Source organism: Asticcacaulis sp. AND118 (genome assembly GCF_020535245.1).
Lineage (GTDB): Bacteria > Pseudomonadota > Alphaproteobacteria > Caulobacterales > Caulobacteraceae > Asticcacaulis.
Window position 1 is genome coordinate 2,618,737 of record NZ_CP084910.1, and the last position, 15,724, is coordinate 2,634,460.

Annotated in this window: 12 protein-coding genes and 1 tRNA gene; 4 read left to right on the top strand and 9 right to left on the bottom strand. The window is 63.0% G+C overall.

Features of this window, described 5'->3' with window-relative positions; genetic code table 11:
- Positions 1-9: 9 nt before the first annotated feature.
- The 5 genes from LH365_RS12550 to LH365_RS12570 all read right to left on the bottom strand — a co-directional run bounded on the left by LH365_RS12550 (position 10) and on the right by LH365_RS12570 (position 6,848).
- On the bottom strand, positions 10-1,647 hold the full coding sequence (locus LH365_RS12550) for a thiamine pyrophosphate-binding protein (protein WP_226743977.1): 1,638 nt from the start codon (positions 1,645-1,647) through the stop codon (positions 10-12).
- The gene (locus tag LH365_RS12555) at positions 1,644-2,744 is read right to left on the bottom strand and encodes a CaiB/BaiF CoA-transferase family protein (protein ID WP_226743978.1); all 1,101 of its coding nucleotides are present in this window, start codon (positions 2,742-2,744) and stop codon (positions 1,644-1,646) included. The genes LH365_RS12550 and LH365_RS12555 overlap by 4 nt, the downstream gene beginning before the upstream one ends.
- Positions 2,744-3,913 carry an acyl-CoA dehydrogenase gene (locus LH365_RS12560; protein WP_226743979.1) on the bottom strand — a complete coding sequence of 390 codons (1,170 nt, stop codon included), beginning with the start codon at positions 3,911-3,913 and terminating at the stop codon, positions 2,744-2,746. Before LH365_RS12560 ends, LH365_RS12555 begins: the two co-directional genes overlap by 1 nt.
- Entirely contained in the window at positions 3,906-5,417 is a 1,512-nt protein-coding gene (locus tag LH365_RS12565; RefSeq protein WP_226743980.1) for an aldehyde dehydrogenase family protein, read from the bottom strand. Before LH365_RS12565 ends, LH365_RS12560 begins: the two co-directional genes overlap by 8 nt.
- 141 nt (positions 5,418-5,558) lie before the next feature.
- The gene (locus LH365_RS12570; RefSeq protein ID WP_304502290.1) at positions 5,559-6,848 is read right to left on the bottom strand and encodes an FAD-binding oxidoreductase; all 1,290 of its coding nucleotides are present in this window, start codon (positions 6,846-6,848) and stop codon (positions 5,559-5,561) included.
- Between the two features lie 95 nt (positions 6,849-6,943).
- On the opposite strand from LH365_RS12570, the gene LH365_RS12575 reads away from it, so the two are divergent.
- The 3 genes from LH365_RS12575 to LH365_RS12585 all read left to right on the top strand — a co-directional run bounded on the left by LH365_RS12575 (position 6,944) and on the right by LH365_RS12585 (position 9,608).
- On the top strand, positions 6,944-7,840 hold the full coding sequence (locus LH365_RS12575; protein WP_226743981.1) for a LysR family transcriptional regulator: 897 nt from the start codon (positions 6,944-6,946) through the stop codon (positions 7,838-7,840).
- Between the two features lie 67 nt (positions 7,841-7,907).
- Entirely contained in the window at positions 7,908-8,807 is a 900-nt protein-coding gene (locus LH365_RS12580) for a quinate 5-dehydrogenase (RefSeq protein ID WP_226743982.1), read from the top strand.
- A gap of 252 nt (positions 8,808-9,059) precedes the next feature.
- A complete protein-coding gene (locus tag LH365_RS12585; RefSeq protein ID WP_226743983.1) occupies positions 9,060-9,608 on the top strand; it encodes a bifunctional 2-polyprenyl-6-hydroxyphenol methylase/3-demethylubiquinol 3-O-methyltransferase UbiG in 549 nt (182 codons plus the stop codon).
- Between the two features lie 84 nt (positions 9,609-9,692).
- Here the strand turns inward: LH365_RS12585 and LH365_RS12590 are convergent, their stop codons facing one another.
- Positions 9,693-11,336, bottom strand: a complete 1,644-nt coding sequence (locus tag LH365_RS12590; RefSeq protein WP_226743984.1) for a methyl-accepting chemotaxis protein — start codon at positions 11,334-11,336, stop codon at positions 9,693-9,695.
- A gap of 178 nt (positions 11,337-11,514) precedes the next feature.
- A tRNA-Gly gene (locus LH365_RS12595) sits at positions 11,515-11,588 on the bottom strand.
- A 377-nt stretch (positions 11,589-11,965) separates the two neighbouring features.
- Between LH365_RS12595 and LH365_RS12600 the strand changes: the two genes are divergently transcribed.
- Positions 11,966-12,484 carry a GcrA family cell cycle regulator gene (locus tag LH365_RS12600; protein ID WP_107871609.1) on the top strand — a complete coding sequence of 173 codons (519 nt, stop codon included), beginning with the start codon at positions 11,966-11,968 and terminating at the stop codon, positions 12,482-12,484.
- Positions 12,485-12,556: 72 nt separating this feature from the next.
- On the opposite strand, the gene LH365_RS12605 is transcribed toward LH365_RS12600, so the two are convergent.
- Both LH365_RS12605 and LH365_RS12610 read right to left on the bottom strand, forming a co-directional pair.
- Positions 12,557-14,071 (bottom strand): tryptophan halogenase family protein, encoded by a 1,515-nt coding sequence (locus tag LH365_RS12605; RefSeq protein ID WP_226743985.1) that lies wholly within the window; start codon positions 14,069-14,071, stop codon positions 12,557-12,559.
- Positions 14,068-15,639, bottom strand: a complete 1,572-nt coding sequence (locus LH365_RS12610) for a tryptophan halogenase family protein (RefSeq protein WP_226743986.1) — start codon at positions 15,637-15,639, stop codon at positions 14,068-14,070. The genes LH365_RS12605 and LH365_RS12610 overlap by 4 nt, the downstream gene beginning before the upstream one ends.
- Positions 15,640-15,724: the final 85 nt, after the last annotated feature.

The window sequence follows — 15,724 nt, forward strand, 5'->3', positions numbered from 1 at the left end:
GGGGAGGTTTTACTCTCCGCGCGACACCTGATCCAGCGTTTTAGCCGGTGTGATGGCCTGCGGATCGATCAGGCAATGCAGGATGGCCGGTTTGCCTGACACCTGCGCGCGCTCGAAGGCCGGGGCGAAGTCCGCCGTGGTTCGCACGGTTTCGCCATGCCCACCGAATGCCTTCGCGTAGGTGGCGAAGTCGGGATTTTTCAGGTCCGTGCCGATGGGGCGATGCGGATATTCGCGCTCCTGATGCATACGGATCGTGCCCCACATGCCATTGTCGATGACGATAATGATCAGCGGAATGTCGTACTGCACGGCGGTGGCGAACTCATTGCCGTTCATCAGGAAACAGCCGTCGCCGGCAAAGGTCACCACCGGCGCATCGGGGCACTGACGCTTGGCCATGATGCCCGCCGGGACCGAATAGCCGACGCTGCCCGAGGTCGGTGCCACTTGCGTGAAGGGCTTTTCGTGACGCCAGTAGCGATGGACCCAGATGGCGTAATTGCCCGCCCCATTGGTGATGATGGTCTGCGGCGGCAGGTTTTCGCGCAGCCACACCATGACCTCGCCATACTGGAAATCACCGGGGATTTGCGCGGGCTTTTCGGTCCAATTCAGCCACTCCGCATGTGCTTTTTCCCCTCTCCCCTGCGGGGAGAGGTCGGGTGAGGGGGCCACCCCCGCCAATGCCTTAGCAAAGGCATCCGGCGTGCTGACAATACCCAAAACCGGCTGATACACCCTCCCGATCTCATCGGCTTCCGGAAAGACATGCACCATCTTTTGCGCATCGATCAGGGTGTAACCGTTCGACGGCACCTCGGCCATGCGCGCCCCCAGCAGGATCAGCAGATCGACGTCCCTGACCCGCTGCGACAGGGCAGGGTTCTGACCGAAGCCGAGGTCGCCCGCATAGCAAGGATGGTGCGCCGGAAACAGCGAGGTGCGGCGAAACTCGGTCGCCACGGGCACATCAAACCGTGCCGCAAAATCAGCGATGGCGGTGCAGCCTTCCGCCGTCCAGCGCGACCCGCCAAGGATAATCAGCGGACGTTCCGCCTTATTCAACAAATCCGCAAATGCGCTCAATTCGGCTGGCGACGGCGCGGCCTCGACCGCTTCGACGCGCGGGGCATCGGCCACATCGGCCATTTCGGTCAGGATATCTTCAGGCAGCGAAATGACCACCGGACCGGGGCGGCCCTGCATGGCGACGCGGAAGGCGCGGGCGACGATTTCCGGGATGCGTTTCGGGTCGGAAATCTCCACCACCCACTTGGCGATGCCGCCAAAAGCCGCGACATAATCCAGTTCCTGAAACGCGCCACGCCCCAGAAAGGCGCGCTCGACCTGCCCCACGAACAGGATCATCGGCGTCGAATCGTGCTGCGCAATATGCACGCCGTGCGCCGCATTGGTCGCTCCCGGCCCGCGGGTCACGAAACAGACGCCCGGCCTGCCGGTCAGTTTGCCATAGGCTTCGGCCATCATCGCCGCGCCGCCTTCATGCCTGCAGATCAGCACGTCGATATCGGCATCGTACATCGCATCCAGCGCCGCCAGATACGACTCGCCCGGCACGCAGGTCAGGCGCTCCACGCCATTGCGCGTCAGTTGATCAACGAGAATCTGTCCGCCGGTTCTCATGCTTTGTCCTCAAGCTTCGGCGACGCGGTTTCCGCATTCATCCGGACGCCATTCATAACAATCGGCGAAGCCACGCCGGGGATGCCGTCGATCTCCAGCCGCATCCCGCGATGCACGATCTGAGGATCCTTGAACACATCTTCGATGCGGTTGATCGGCCCTGCCGGCACACCCGCTGTTTCCAGCCCCGACAGCAAATCCGCGCGCGTCATATTGCGCAAAAACGGCTCAAGCTCGGCCTGTAGCTGATGCCGCGCCGCCACCCGTCCGGCATTGGTCGCATAGGCCGGATTTTGTGCCACATAGTCCGCTTCCAGCGCATCGCAGAAACGCAAAAACTGATGATCGTTGCCCACGGCGACGATGACGTGGCCGTCCTTCACCGCAAACACCTGATAGGGCGCGATATTGGGGTGCGCATTGCCCATCCGCGTCGGCGATGCGCCGGACGCCAGATAGTTCATCGCCTGATTGGCCAGCATGGCCGTGGCCACATCAAACAGCGCCATGTCGATGTGACAGCCCTCGCCCGTCGTGTCGCGCTGCCGCAAGGCCGCCAGCACCGCGGTTGAGGTATAGACGCCGGTGAACACATCGACCACGGCCACCCCGACCTTTTGCGGCTCGCCGTCCGGGTCACCGGTAATGTCCATCAGTCCCGACATACCTTGGATGATGTAGTCGTAACCGGCGCGCTGCGCATAGGGGCCGTCCTGCCCGAAACCGGTGATCGATACGTAGATCAGGCGCGGATTGATCGCCTTGAGACTCTCATAATCGAGCCCGTATCGGCGCAATCCGCCGACCTTGAAATTCTCGATCAGCACGTCGGATTCCGCCGCCCGTTCACGGATCGCCGCCTGACCTTCAGGCGTTGTCATGTCGATGGCCACGGAAGTTTTTCCGCGGTTGCAGGCATGGAAATAGGCCGCCGCGTCGCCGATAAAAGGCGGGCCCCAGCCACGCGTATCATCACCCGAACCGGGGCGCTCGACCTTGACCACCGTGGCGCCCAGATCGGCCAGAATCTGACCCGCCCACGGCCCCGCCAGGATGCGCGCCAGTTCGAGAACTTTCAGGCCGGAAAGAGGTTTCATCAGGAAAACGCCTGCAAACCCGTCTGCGCGCGGCCGAGGATAAGCGCGTGCACATCGTGGGTGCCTTCGTAAGTATTCACCGTCTCCAGGTTCTGCGCGTGACGCATGACGTGGAACTCTTCGTGTATGCCGTTGCCGCCGTGCATGTCGCGGGCCTGCCGCGCAATATCCAGCGCCTTGCCGCAGTTGTTGCGCTTGATCAGGCTGATCATTTCCGGCTGCATCTGGCCCGCGTCGAACAACTGCCCGACGCGCAAGGCGGCCTGAAGCCCCAGCGTGATCTCGGTCTGCATGTCGGCCAGCTTCTTCTGGAAAAGCTGCGTCTGTGCCAGAGGCCGCCCGAACTGCTGACGGTCGAGGCCGTATTGCCGCGCGCGGTGCCAGCAGTCTTCCGCCGCCCCCATCACGCCCCAACTGATACCATACCGCGCGCGGTTGAGGCAGCCGAACGGCCCTTTCAGACCCTCGGCATGGGGCAGCAAGGCGTCCTCGAAAACCTCGACATTGTCCATGACGATTTCGCCGGTGATCGAGGCGCGCAGGGACAGCTTGCCGTGGATCTTCGGCGCGCTGAGGCCCTTCGCGCCCTTGTCCAGCACGAAACCGCGAATGACGCCGTCGAGCTTGGCCCAGACGACGAAGACATCGGCGATGGGGGAGTTGGAAATCCACATCTTCGTGCCGTTGAGCACATAGCCGCCGTCGATTTTACGCGCGGTCGAACGCATTGAAGCCGGATCGGAGCCGGCGTCCGACTCGGTCAGGCCGAAGCAGCCGATCCATTCGCCGCTGGCCAGTTTCGGCAGGTATTTCTGCTTCTGCGCTTCGGAGCCATAGGCGTAGATCGGGTGCATGACCAGCGACGACTGCACGCTCATCATCGAGCGATAGCCGCTATCCACGCGCTCGACTTCACGGGCGATGAGGCCATAGGCGACGTAGGACGCCCCTGCCCCGCCATACTGATCCGGCAAGGTTGCCCCCAGAAGGCCGCGCGCGCCCATCTCAGCAAAGATGGCCGGGTCGGTCTGTTCCTCGGCATAGGCTTTCAGCACACGCGGCAGAAGCGACGATTGCGCGTAGTCGTGCGCCGCGTCGCGGATCATCCGCTCTTCGTCGGACAGTTGCGCATCGAGCAGAAAAGGATCGGCCCAGTCGAATTTAGACATCGAACTTCACCCCTTGCGCCAGCGGCAGGGTCCGACCGTAATTGATGGTGTTGGTGGCGCGGCGCATATAGGCGCGCCAGGAATCAGAGCCGGATTCGCGGCCGCCGCCGGTCTCTTTTTCGCCGCCGAAAGCCCCGCCGATTTCCGCGCCCGAAGGCCCGATATTGACATTGGCGATGCCGCAATCGGACCCCGCTGCGGATACGAACAGTTCGGCTTCGCGAATGTCGTTGGTGAAGATCGACGACGACAGCCCGGCGCCCACGGCGTTCTGCAAAGCAATAGCGTCAGAAATATTACTATATTTCAATACATATAGAATTGGCGCGAAGGTTTCCCGCAAAACCGGTCCCGCATGGGCGTCCATTTCGACCAGAGCCGGCCTGACATAGTAGCTATCGTGGCCATTAATGTCGACGCGTGCGCCGCCGGTGACCTGACCGCCCGCCGCACGCGCTTCGTCCAGAGCCTTTTCAAAACCGCGGAAGGCCGCACCGTCGATCAGCGGCCCGATCAGCGTGCCCTCTTCCAGCGGGTGTCCGACCTTGACCGAGCCATAGGCCTGTTTCAGGCGCGGCAGGAAGGTATCGTAGATGCTCTCATGCACGAACAGGCGACGCAGCGTCGTGCAGCGCTGACCCGCCGTGCCCATGGCCGCGAAGGCGACGCCGCGCAGGGCCAGGTCGAGGTCGGCGGACGGCGCGATGATGGCGGCGTTGTTGCCCCCCAGTTCCAGCAGGGCGCGGGCGAATCGCGCCGCCAGCTTCGGCCCCACGGCGCGGCCCATGGCGGTCGAACCGGTCGCGGACACCAGCGCCACCTTTTCATGATCGACCAGCGCTTCGCCGATGTCCTTGCCGCCAATCAGAAGGGCCGACAGGCCTTCGGGCGCGTCGTATCCGGCGGCCTTGTATTTCGCCACGGCGCGGTCGAACAGGGCATGGGTGGCGATGGCGGTGAGCGGCGTCTTTTCCGACGGCTTCCACACGATCGTGTCGCCGCAAACCAGCGCCAGACAGGCGTTCCACGCCCACACGGCGACGGGGAAGTTGAACGCCGAAATAATGCCGACGACGCCCAGCGGATGCCAGGTTTCCATCATACGGTGCTCGGCGCGTTCCGTGGCGATGGTCAGGCCGTACAGTTGCCGGGAAAGCCCGACCGCGAAGTCGCAGATGTCGATCATCTCCTGCACTTCGCCCAGGCCTTCGGACTTGATCTTGCCGGCTTCGATAGAGACCAGCCGGCCCAGCCCGTCCTTGTGCGCCCGCAGTTCTTCGCCGAACAGACGCACCAGTTCGCCCCGCTTGGGCGCCGGGATCAGACGCCATTTGAGGAAGGCCTCGTGCGCGGCGTCAATACGCGCCTTCGCCTCATCGGCAGAGGTCTCGACCGCCTCGGCAATCAGCTCGCCGGTGTTGGGCGAATGGACCTTCAGAGTCCCGCCCGTATGACCGGTGGTGACGCTTAAGGATTCCAGCAAAATCCGTGTATCCGCGCTCATAATTTCTTCCTCCTTCATCCTCCCCTGCGAAGCGGGGGAGGGGGACCACGAAGTGGTGGAGGGGGCAAAGTCTCGAGGAATGCCCCCTCCGTCTGCTTCGCTTTGCTTGCAGCCACCTCCCCCGCTTTGCAGGGGAGGATGTTAAAACCTGTGTTCCACCGCGTGCAGCATAGCCGCACCGGCTTCGTAATAAACCTCTTTCACCGCACGATGCCTCGCCTCTTGCGGCGTCGTCACCGGTAAAGGCAACTCATCCTCGGACAGCTTGCCCAGCACGTGTTCGGCCAGCACCCGGCCCATCACCGTACCCGGTGCGATGCCCCGGCCATTATAACCCGACACGCCCACCACGCCGTCGGCAAAGCGATGAAAACGCGGCAGATTGTCGTCGGTCATGCCGATCCAGCCGTACCATTCGTGCTCGAATCCCACGCCTTTGAGCGCCGGAAACAGCTTCGCCATCGCCCGGCGACCCCAGCGGCTGTGAACGCCCTGAGCCGCGCCGCGCAAGGCCCCGACGCTGCCGAACACCAGCCGGCCGGCGGCGTCCATACGGAAGGACGACAGCACCTCGGCCGTGTCCCAGGCCCCGTGCCCTTCCGGCAGGATGTGGCGCAGAATATCCGGAGGCAAGGGCGTGGTGGCGCAGTTGAAATAGGGCAGATAGACCTGCTCCTTACGGATGATCTCCCAAGGCCCTTTGGTATAGGCATCGGTGGCCATGATGACCCTAGGGGCCGTCACCGTACCGCCGCTCGTTGTAACGCACCACTGATCGCCCGCCGCCTCGATCTGTTCCACCGGGCTTTCGCTGCGGATATCGACGCCCGCCGCCACCGCCGCCGTGGCCAGACCGCGCACATAGGCCAGCGGCTGAATCGTCCCGGCGCGTTTATCCAGCAACGCCGCCGCATAAGCGTCCGTTCCGACCATCCGCCGCGTTTCCGCCGCATCGAGCAGCCGCACATCGGCCCCGCGCGCCTGCCATTGCTGCGCCCGCTCGCTCAGTTCCTTCACACCCGCCGCCCCGACCGCGCAATGCAGCGTGCCTTCGCGCTTAAGCTCGCAGGCGATATTGTGCTTATCGACGCGCGCAAAGACCTCCTTCGGTCCGTCGCCCAGCGCGGTCAGCAACCGCTCGCCGTGCACGGCCCCCAGCACGCGCGGCAGTTCATCGGGCATGACCCACATGCCGGCATTGACCAGGCCGACATTGCGCCCCGCGCCGCCAAAGCCGATCTCGCGCGCCTCGATGACCACAACTCTCGCCCCGGCCTCGGCCAGAGTGAGCGCCGCCGACAGGCCCGTATAGCCCGCCCCAACCACGGCGACATCGGCGCGCACATCGCCATAGAGCACCGCCGTCACCGGGGCCTCCGGCGCGGTCGCGGCCCATAGTCCGTGCGTGATGGCCTCCAGCTTAACCGACACAGTTCATTCTCTTGCGTAATATCAGAGACGGTTGTACGTTCACAAAATCGCCTTCACAAGCCGATTTTTGGCAATATTTCATTCCGAAACAGAATATGCGTTCACCTCGTCGCTTCCTCCCCTCCCTGTCGCTCCTCGCCGCCTTCGAAGCCACGGCGCGTCTGGGCTCGGTCACGGCGGCGGCGCGTGAACTGAACCTGACCCAAAGCGCCGTCAGCCGCCAGATCGCCGCGCTGGAGGCCCAGCTTGAGGTCGAGCTGTTCCACCGCGAACGCCAGACCGTGCGCCTCACCGCCGGCGGCGAGGCCTATGCGCGCGAAGTGCGTGAGGCGCTGAAAATCATCTCGTCGGCCTCGCTCAGCTTGCGCGCCAATCCGCACGGCGGGACACTGAAACTGGCCATATTGCCGACCTTCGGCACGCGTTGGCTGGCCCCGCGCCTGCCCGATTTTTTGCGCAACAATTCCGGCATTCAGGTCAATCTGATCACCCGCATCGGCGTGTTCGATTTCCGCGGCGAGGGGTTGGACGCCGCCATCCATTTCGGCCGCCCCGACTGGCCCGGCGCGGAAGCGGCCCTGTTGCGCCCGGAAGTGGTCATCCCCGCGTGCGCGCCGGAACTGAAGGACCAATACGCCTTTGCCGAACCCGCCGATCTGCGTCAGGCGCCCCTGCTGCACCTGACCTCGCGCCCCGACGCCTGGGAGCGCTGGCTGGAGGCCAATGACGCCCCCGCCGACAATGTCCACGGCATGTTGTTCGATCAGTTCGCCACGGTAGCGCAGGTCGCGCGTTCCGGCCTCGGTATTGCGCTCTTACCGCAGTTTCTGGCCGAGGAAGAGTTCACCTCCGGCGCGCTGGTCCCGGTCATCAACGCGCCGCTGAAAACGGGCGAAGCCTATTACCTCGTCTGGCCCGCCGAGCGCGGCAATCATCCGCCGCTCAAGGCCTTCCGCGACTGGGTTCTGAAAGAGACCGCCACATACAGATAGCCTTGCTCCCCCTCTCCCCATCATGATGGGGAGAGGGTTGGGGTGAGGGGCAAAAAAGGAAATATCCATGCGCCTGATCACCGCCGAGGAACTGAAAGCCGCCCTGCCCTACGACCGGTTGGTGCATGAACTGCCCGCGCGGTTGCGGGCCGGAGCGGAAATGCCGCAACGCCCGGTGTTCGATCTGCCGCAGGATGCATCGCTGCTTCTGATGCCTGCCTGGTCCGAGCGTCTGGGCGGGGTGAAGATCGTCCACGTCACGCCCGGCAATGCCGAGCGGCATCTGCCCTGCGTCACCGCCTCCTATCTGGTCTTCGACGGCGAAACCAACCGCCATCTGGCGCTGATCGACGGGGAAGAACTGACGGCGCGGCGCACGGCGGCGGTAGCGGCCGTGGCGATGAACCGGCTGGCTAAACCTGACGCCAGCCGCCTGTTGCTCATCGGGTCCGGGCGCATCGCGTCCGAGATTCCTCACGCTTTCAAAGCCGTGCGCGATATCGAGAGCGTCTCGGTGTTCAGCCCGACGCGCAAAAACGCCGAAACGCTGGCGGCCAGGCTGAGCGCCGCCGGTTTCCACGCAACGGTTTGCGACGACATCGCGCAGCAAATCCCGTACAGCGACCTGATCGCCTGCGCCACGCTGAGTCGCACCCCGTGGATCGAAGGCCGCCACCTCAGCGACCAGCACGTGACCCTGATCGGCGGCTTCACGCCGGAGATGCGCGAAGCCGACGCCGAGACCTTCCAACGCGCGCGGGTGTTTATCGATACGCCCGCCGCGCTTACCACCGCAGGCGATTTACACGGCGTGGGCCGGGATGAGATCGGCGGGATGCTGCGCGATCTGTGCGACCCCGGTTTCGTGCCGCCGGCGGGCCTGAGCGTGTTCAAGAGCGTCGGCGAGGCGGCGCAGGACCTGGCGTCGGCGGAAGTGCTGTTCCGCGCCGAACCGCCTGCGTTGTAAAGGACTTAAGAGTCTCCACAGATGGCCACAGATGCACACAGATAGATCGTGCGTGTGGCGCTGACCTATATGAGTGGATGCACTAAAAAGGCGCGCTTTGCGCGCATTCAACCTTCGTAGATGATCGAATGTCCGGTCCACGCACTCGGAGTATCTGTGTGCATCCGTGGCCATCTGTGGAGAGACTTTCCTTAACCCCGTTTGACGCCGAGGCCCTTGCCCCCTAGTCTTGCTCCAAACGGAGACACACGGATGGGCTGGCTGGCCACACTGTTCAAATCGAAGCGCTCGGAGATTCACGATCTGCCCGACCGGCGGCTGATGACCGACGCCTATCTGCCGGCCTTTTCTGAACTGAAAGGCCGCTTGCTGTTCGTCGGCTGCCGCGGCTATAATCGCGGCTATTACCGCATACTGGAACAGCACGGCGCCGAGGCCTGGACCACCGACATCGACCCGCGCTCCGCTCGTTTCGGCCATAAGATCCGCCACCGCACAGGCGACATCTGCGAAGCCGATACACTCTTCAGCGACCTGCGCTTCGACGGCATATTGTGTAATGGCGTGCTGGGCTATGGCGTCGATTCCGAAGCGCAGCAAATCCGCGCACTGGAGGCTCTGGCGGCGATAGTAAAGCCCGGCGGACACCTGCTGATCGGCTGGAATACCGACAAGATCAGCGATCCGATCGAGGCCGGCCTGACCACTGCCCATTTCACGCCGCAACCCTTCGCCGGTCAGCCGCCTCGTGTGCGTTTCGACGAAGTCACCCACGTCTACGACCATCTGGTGCGAAGGTAGAAACCGGAGGCCTGTCATTCCTGACGAGAAAACCCCGCCATGGCTGACGGGGTTTCTGCCAGGAAATGCGGCTTAATGCCGATATCAGGCCGCCCGCACGGTCTGGAGGAACTTATCCATCTCGTGATGCAGACGTTCGGCCTGCGTGGCCAGTTCGGCAGACGAACTCTGAACCTGAACGGCCGCTTCTCCGGTCTGCTCGGCGGCCTGCGCCACGCCGGAGATGTTTGAGGTCACTTCCTGCGTGCCGACCGAGGCCTGATTGACCGCCTGAATGATCTCCTGCGTCGCCGCCGTTTGCTGCTCGACCGCAGACGCAATCGCCGTGCTGGAATGGTTCAGGCTCTGTATGGTGCCGCTGATGTTGCGCATCGTCAGGGCCGCCCGGTTGGTGGCGTCCTGAATCTTGGCGATTTTCTCGGATATGTCGGTGGTGGCTCTGGCGGTTTGCGACGCCAACGCCTTGACCTCGGAGGCCACCACGGCAAAGCCCTTGCCCGCCTCCCCGGCGCGTGCGGACTCGATGGTGGCGTTGAGAGCCAGAAGGTTGGTCTGGCTGGCCAGCCCCGCGATCAGGTCCACGACGCCGCCGATTGACGACGCCGTCTCGTTCAACTCGCTGACCACGACCTGCGCCTCTTCGGCCTCATGGACGGCATTCGCGGCAACGCTGGCTGAGGTTTCGACCTGACGGCCGATTTCACTGACGGACGCGCCCAGTTCCTCTGTAGACGCGGCGACGGAAGTGACATTGGCCCCGGCCTCTTCCGCCGCAGCCGACACGGCGACCGACTGTGCGGAGGCTTCCTGCGCCGTGGCGCTGAGTTGGGCGGATGCGGCCTGCATCTCCGTGGCGGCGGCGGATACCAGAGACACAATCCCGCCGACCGACTTTTCAAAATCGTCGGCAAGGCTGAGCATCATGGCGCGTCGCTCGGCTTCTGCGGCGATCTTCTGACGTTCGGCGGCGGCGCGAAGCGCTTCGGCTTCGGCCAGCCCCTGACGGAAGGCTTCGGCCGTGCGTGACATCGAGCCAATCTCATCGCGGCGGTCCTGACCGGGTATAACGACATCGAGTTTACCCTTCGCCATTTGCCCCATCAGGGCGTCCAGACGCACGACCGGCGCCGAGATTCCCGTGCGGGTCAGCCAAACGGCAAGGACACCCGCCAACAGCAGGCCCACGACACCAAAAATATTGGCATTGCGCATAGCCTCGGCGGAGGTTTTTCCGAGCGTCGCCGACAAGGCGTTGTTTTCTGCGACGGTCTTATCGACCACGGACGCGATACCCGTCATAACGCCCAAAAGTTCAGGTCCGCATCCGCTATCCATGGATGTGATAGCGGCTTCACGCTGCCCGGCTTGCGCCAGGCTTAAAACCTCAGCACAGGAGCCGGCCATGGCCGAATTATACTTTTCACGCAGGGGGGCAAACTCCGCCGCCTTATCGGGAAGGAGCCCCTTCGCCTTGTCCATTTCGGCATTGAACTTGGTCTTGCCATCTTCGATGTCGTGCCGGGCGTTTTCGAGCTTTGCGGCATCGCTGGCGACGATGGCCTTGAGGATCGAGCGCGATGTCCACGCAGCATGACGACCCGAACGCGCCAGCGCGACGGTTGCGGGGGCGGGGCCGGTAATCGCCTGATCGTACTGCTCAATGCTCTTGCCCAGCGACAGATCGGTATAGACGACCGAACCAATACCCACGACCGCAATGAGAGACATCAGCGAGATCACTTTGATCTGCATAGACAGATTGTTGAACATCATAAAACTCCGCACATAACGAGGTTTTATGATGGGTATAATATGGTTAATTTTTTATTGTTTTCACGTTTGGGTTGTTAGATGAGGCAGGCTCCCGCCAACGAAAAGAGAGCTTGGACCCTTGGCGATGAGAGATTGGAGCGGGTGAAGGGAATCGAACCCTCGTATTCAGCTTGGGAAGCTGCTGCTCTACCATTGAGCTACACCCGCGTCTGAGGCGACCTGAAAGCCTGCGCTGCGTGACGCCCTTGTGCCTTAGCCATCGGGCCTCTGTCAACCTGAACCCGGAACCGCCGCCATTTGTTCCACAGACCCCGCGCGATTGTGCGGCGATTCGCGTGGATAAAGCGTCTTCGCGCCAAAATCTGTGGATCAGCCCTGTGGAAAGCCTCAATTATCCACAACGAAACACCACATATAGTTTGCTGTGGACATCCCCCTACAGGCGAAACACTACATATTGCGGTTTTTAACTTTTTGTTTACGATTAGCTGTATGAGAGCCCGTTTTAGCGTAACGGGAGAATCTATATCTAGTGCTGAGGCTTTGGCGGGCGTGCCCGTCATTCAAGGGGACGGAGGCTTAATATGAGCTGGACTGACGAACGCGTGGAAACGCTGAAAAAGCTGTGGCAGGAAGGCCATTCCGCCAGCCAGATCGCCAAGACCCTGGGTGGCGTGACGCGCAATGCCGTGATCGGCAAGGTGCACCGTCTGGGCCTGTCAGGCCGCGCAGCGCCGTCCCAACCCGCCCGCCCGTTGTACAAGCCTGCCAAGCCGCCGCGTCCGGCCGCTCAGGCGCAGCCCGCGCCGCAACCGGCCCCGCGCCGCGTCTCGGTCGAGCCCGCTCAGCGCCCCGTCGCGCAGGTGCCGTCCGTGCCGGTGATCGAGGGTCCGGGTACCGCCACGGTGCTGACGCTGGGCTCCAAGATGTGCAAGTGGCCGATCGGTGATCCGTCGTCGGACGAATTCACCTTCTGCGGCCGCCGCGCTTCCGACGGCATCCCCTACTGCGTCGAGCATTCGCGCGTCGCCTATCAGCCGCAGCAGAAGAAAAAGAAGGATAACGGCACCGACCTGTCGCGTTCACTGCGCCGTTATCTGTAAGGCTTTCAACAGAGATTCAAAAAGGGCCCGCTTCGATGTCGAAGCGGGCTTTTTTTGTTGGGCTCTGCAGGGTCAGGCAGGCACCTTCACCTCGGCCGCCGGGCAGTGGGTGCGCAGGAATTCGCCATGCGACGGCAGGGTGGCGACAAAGGCCGGAAGCTGCTGACGGACCGCCGCCAAGGTGGCGCGCAGGTCGGCTTCGGGCACACGATCGACCAGCGGATTGTGCCGACGCGGCTTGACGCCCATACCGTCCATCACCGACTGCCACGACGGCGCGCGGAACAGTTCGTCCACCCCTTCGCGCAAAGCGCCGTTTTCGGCGAACAGGGCGATCTTTTCGCGTAAACTCTGCGTCACCGGCGCGGCCTGCACGTCGCGCCAGAAAGGCGTATCGTCGCGCTGCGTCAGGCAGTAGTGCAGCACCACGAAGTCCTTGATTTCCGTATAGTCGCTGCCCATGCGCAGATTAAATTCGCGCGACAGGTTCGGGTCGCAGTCCGCGCCGGGGAAGTAGCGCAGCAGGAAGTCCATGCTGCGATAGATCAGGTGGATCGCCGTCGATTCCAGCGGCTCGATAAAGCCCGAGGCCAGCCCGACCGAGACGCAGTTTTTGGCCCAGATTTCCGTCCGCATCCCGGTTTTGAACGGCACGACCATCGGCTTGGTGACAGGCCGCCCTTCGACCTGAGAAAGAAGGGTCTGGATTGCCTCCTCGTCGCTGATGTGGCGCGAGGAATAGACATAGCCGTTCCCGGCGCGGTGTTGCAACGGGATGCGCCAGCGCCAGCCCGATCCTTGCGCCTCCGCATAGGTATAGGGGTGTGGATCGTTGATGTTTTCGGTCTGCACAGCAATGGCGCGATCGCACAGCAGTTCCTGCGACCAGTCTATATAGCCGACCCCCAGCGCCTTTTCGATCAAGAGCGCCCGGAAGCCGGTGCAGTCGAGGAACAGGTCGCCGTCGATGCGCCGGCCATCGGTCAGTTCCAGCGCCGAGATGAAGCCGCGGGCGTCCTGATCGACCTTGCCGATCATCCCTTCGTGGCGCGTGACGCCACGGGCTTCGGCAAAGCGGCGCAAATATTTGGCCACAAGCGACGCATCGACGTGCAGGGCGAAAGACGCCGAAGCGATGGGCGTGCGCGGTGCCTTGAACGGCAGCATGAATTTGTGGTGGCGGGCCATTTCGGTGGCCGGGGCGTAGATCTGCAACGGCGTATCGTCACCCAGATCGCGGGCGCGCAGCCAGTGCTGATAAAAGTCCTGACCGTCGATATGGCCGCCGATATGCCCGAAGGGATGGTAATATTCCTCGCCCTTCCGCCGCCAGTTTTTAAAGCGGATACCCAGCTTGAACGAACCTTGCGTTTCGCGGACGAATTCCTGTTCATCGATGCCAAGACGGCGGATCAGTTCGAGAAAGGGCGGCACGGTGGACTCGCCGACGCCGATCGTGCCGATCTGTTCGGACTCTATAAGCTGTACACGGATGGTTTTCGGCAGATAGTGGCTGAGGATGGCCGCGCACATCCAGCCGGCGGTGCCGCCCCCGGCGATGACGAGGGATTTTACGGGCTGCGTCATGCCGCCTTCTCCTGTTGCTGGCACCACTGGATGAAGGCCGCGTGGGTCGGGGCCTTGGCCACGGTGGTCGAAATATAGTCGCGCATCTGCTTCAGCGCGGCGTCGATATCGGCGCGGTTCAGGCGCTCCGCCGCCGGATCGCAGGTATCGGGCGCGATACCGAAACCGTCATAGATGGCCAGCCAGCTTTGCGGATGGAACATCTCCCAGCGGTAGCGCACGAAGTGGCCGCGCGAGCGGTAAAGTTCGATCTTGTGGCTCAGCGTATCGGGTAGATCCACCCGACGGCAATCGGCCCAGAAGGCCTCATCGCGCTGCGACGCCCAATAGTGCAGGATCAGGAAATCGCGCACGCGCTCGAACTCGCGCTTCGACATATCGTTATATTCGGCGGTCAGGGACGGGTGAAAGTCCGAACGCGGAAAAAGCTGTTTCAGCTTCTCGATGCCGGTCTGGATCAGGGCGATCGAGGTCGATTCCAGCGGTTCGAGAAAGCCCGAACTGAGGCCGATGGCGACGACATTCTTCACCCAGGCATCGGCGCGGCGGCCGGGCGTGAAACGCAGCGGACGCGGCACCATCAAAAGCTTGTCGGGAATGACACCGGTCAGGGTTTTCAGCGCCGTTTCGTCGTCCGTATGGCGGCTGGAATAGACGTAGCCGTTACCCGTGCGGTGCTGCAGCGGGATGCGCCACGTCCAGCCCGCTTCGCGCGCGGTGACCAACGTGTAGGGCGCGCCGACGTCGCGCGCATTGAGTGCCGCAATTCCGGGCGAAAAACCGGCATCCACTTTTTCTGGAATTGCGGCGGATTGAACAGCCAAGGCCCGGTCACAGAACAGCCAGTCGGCATAGGACTCGTAACCCGCGCCCAGCGTCTTGCCGATCAGCAGAGCCTGAAAACCGGTGCAGTCGATGAACAGGTCGCCTGCGACTTCGCGCCCGCCATCGAGCCTTAGCGTACTGACGAAGCCGGTTTCCGCGTCGGTCTGAACGTCCTCGATGCGCGCATCGATGCGCTCGACGCCAAGGCTTTCGGCAAAACGGCGCAGATGCGCGGCGAACAGACCCGCATCGAGGTGCAGCGCCCAGTCAAAATACGCGCCGCCGAACGGCGATGGATTGGGCGCGAAGGCGAACTTGCCGGCGCGGGCCAGTTGCAGGCCCAGACTATAGTGTTCAAGCGTTTGCGGAGCGCCTTCGGCAGCCAGCCGCGCCAGCACCTGAGCGAAGGCGATCTCGCCGAAATCCTCGCCATAACCGGCGAAGGGATGGATGAAGTCGTGGCCGGGCTGACGCCAGCCGGAGAAACAAATGCCGAGTTTGGCGGTCCCCTGGGTGGCGCGGATGACACGGGCGTCGTCCATCCCCAGCGACTGATAAAAGCTACGGATGGTGGGGATGGTCGCCTCGCCGACGCCGATCGTTCCGATGTCGGCGGATTCGACCAGACGAATCGTCAGCGGCGTTCCGGCGAAATGGTGGGCCAGCGCCGCAGCGGTCATCCATCCGGCGGTGCCGCCGCCGGCAATGACGAGGGTTTGGATAGGATAAGGCGCGGCCATCATTTCATACCTCCCCAGTTCACCGGGGAGGGGGACCGCACGAGCCTGCCGTCAGGCAGGTGAGATGTGGTGGTGGGGGTTCTTAAAG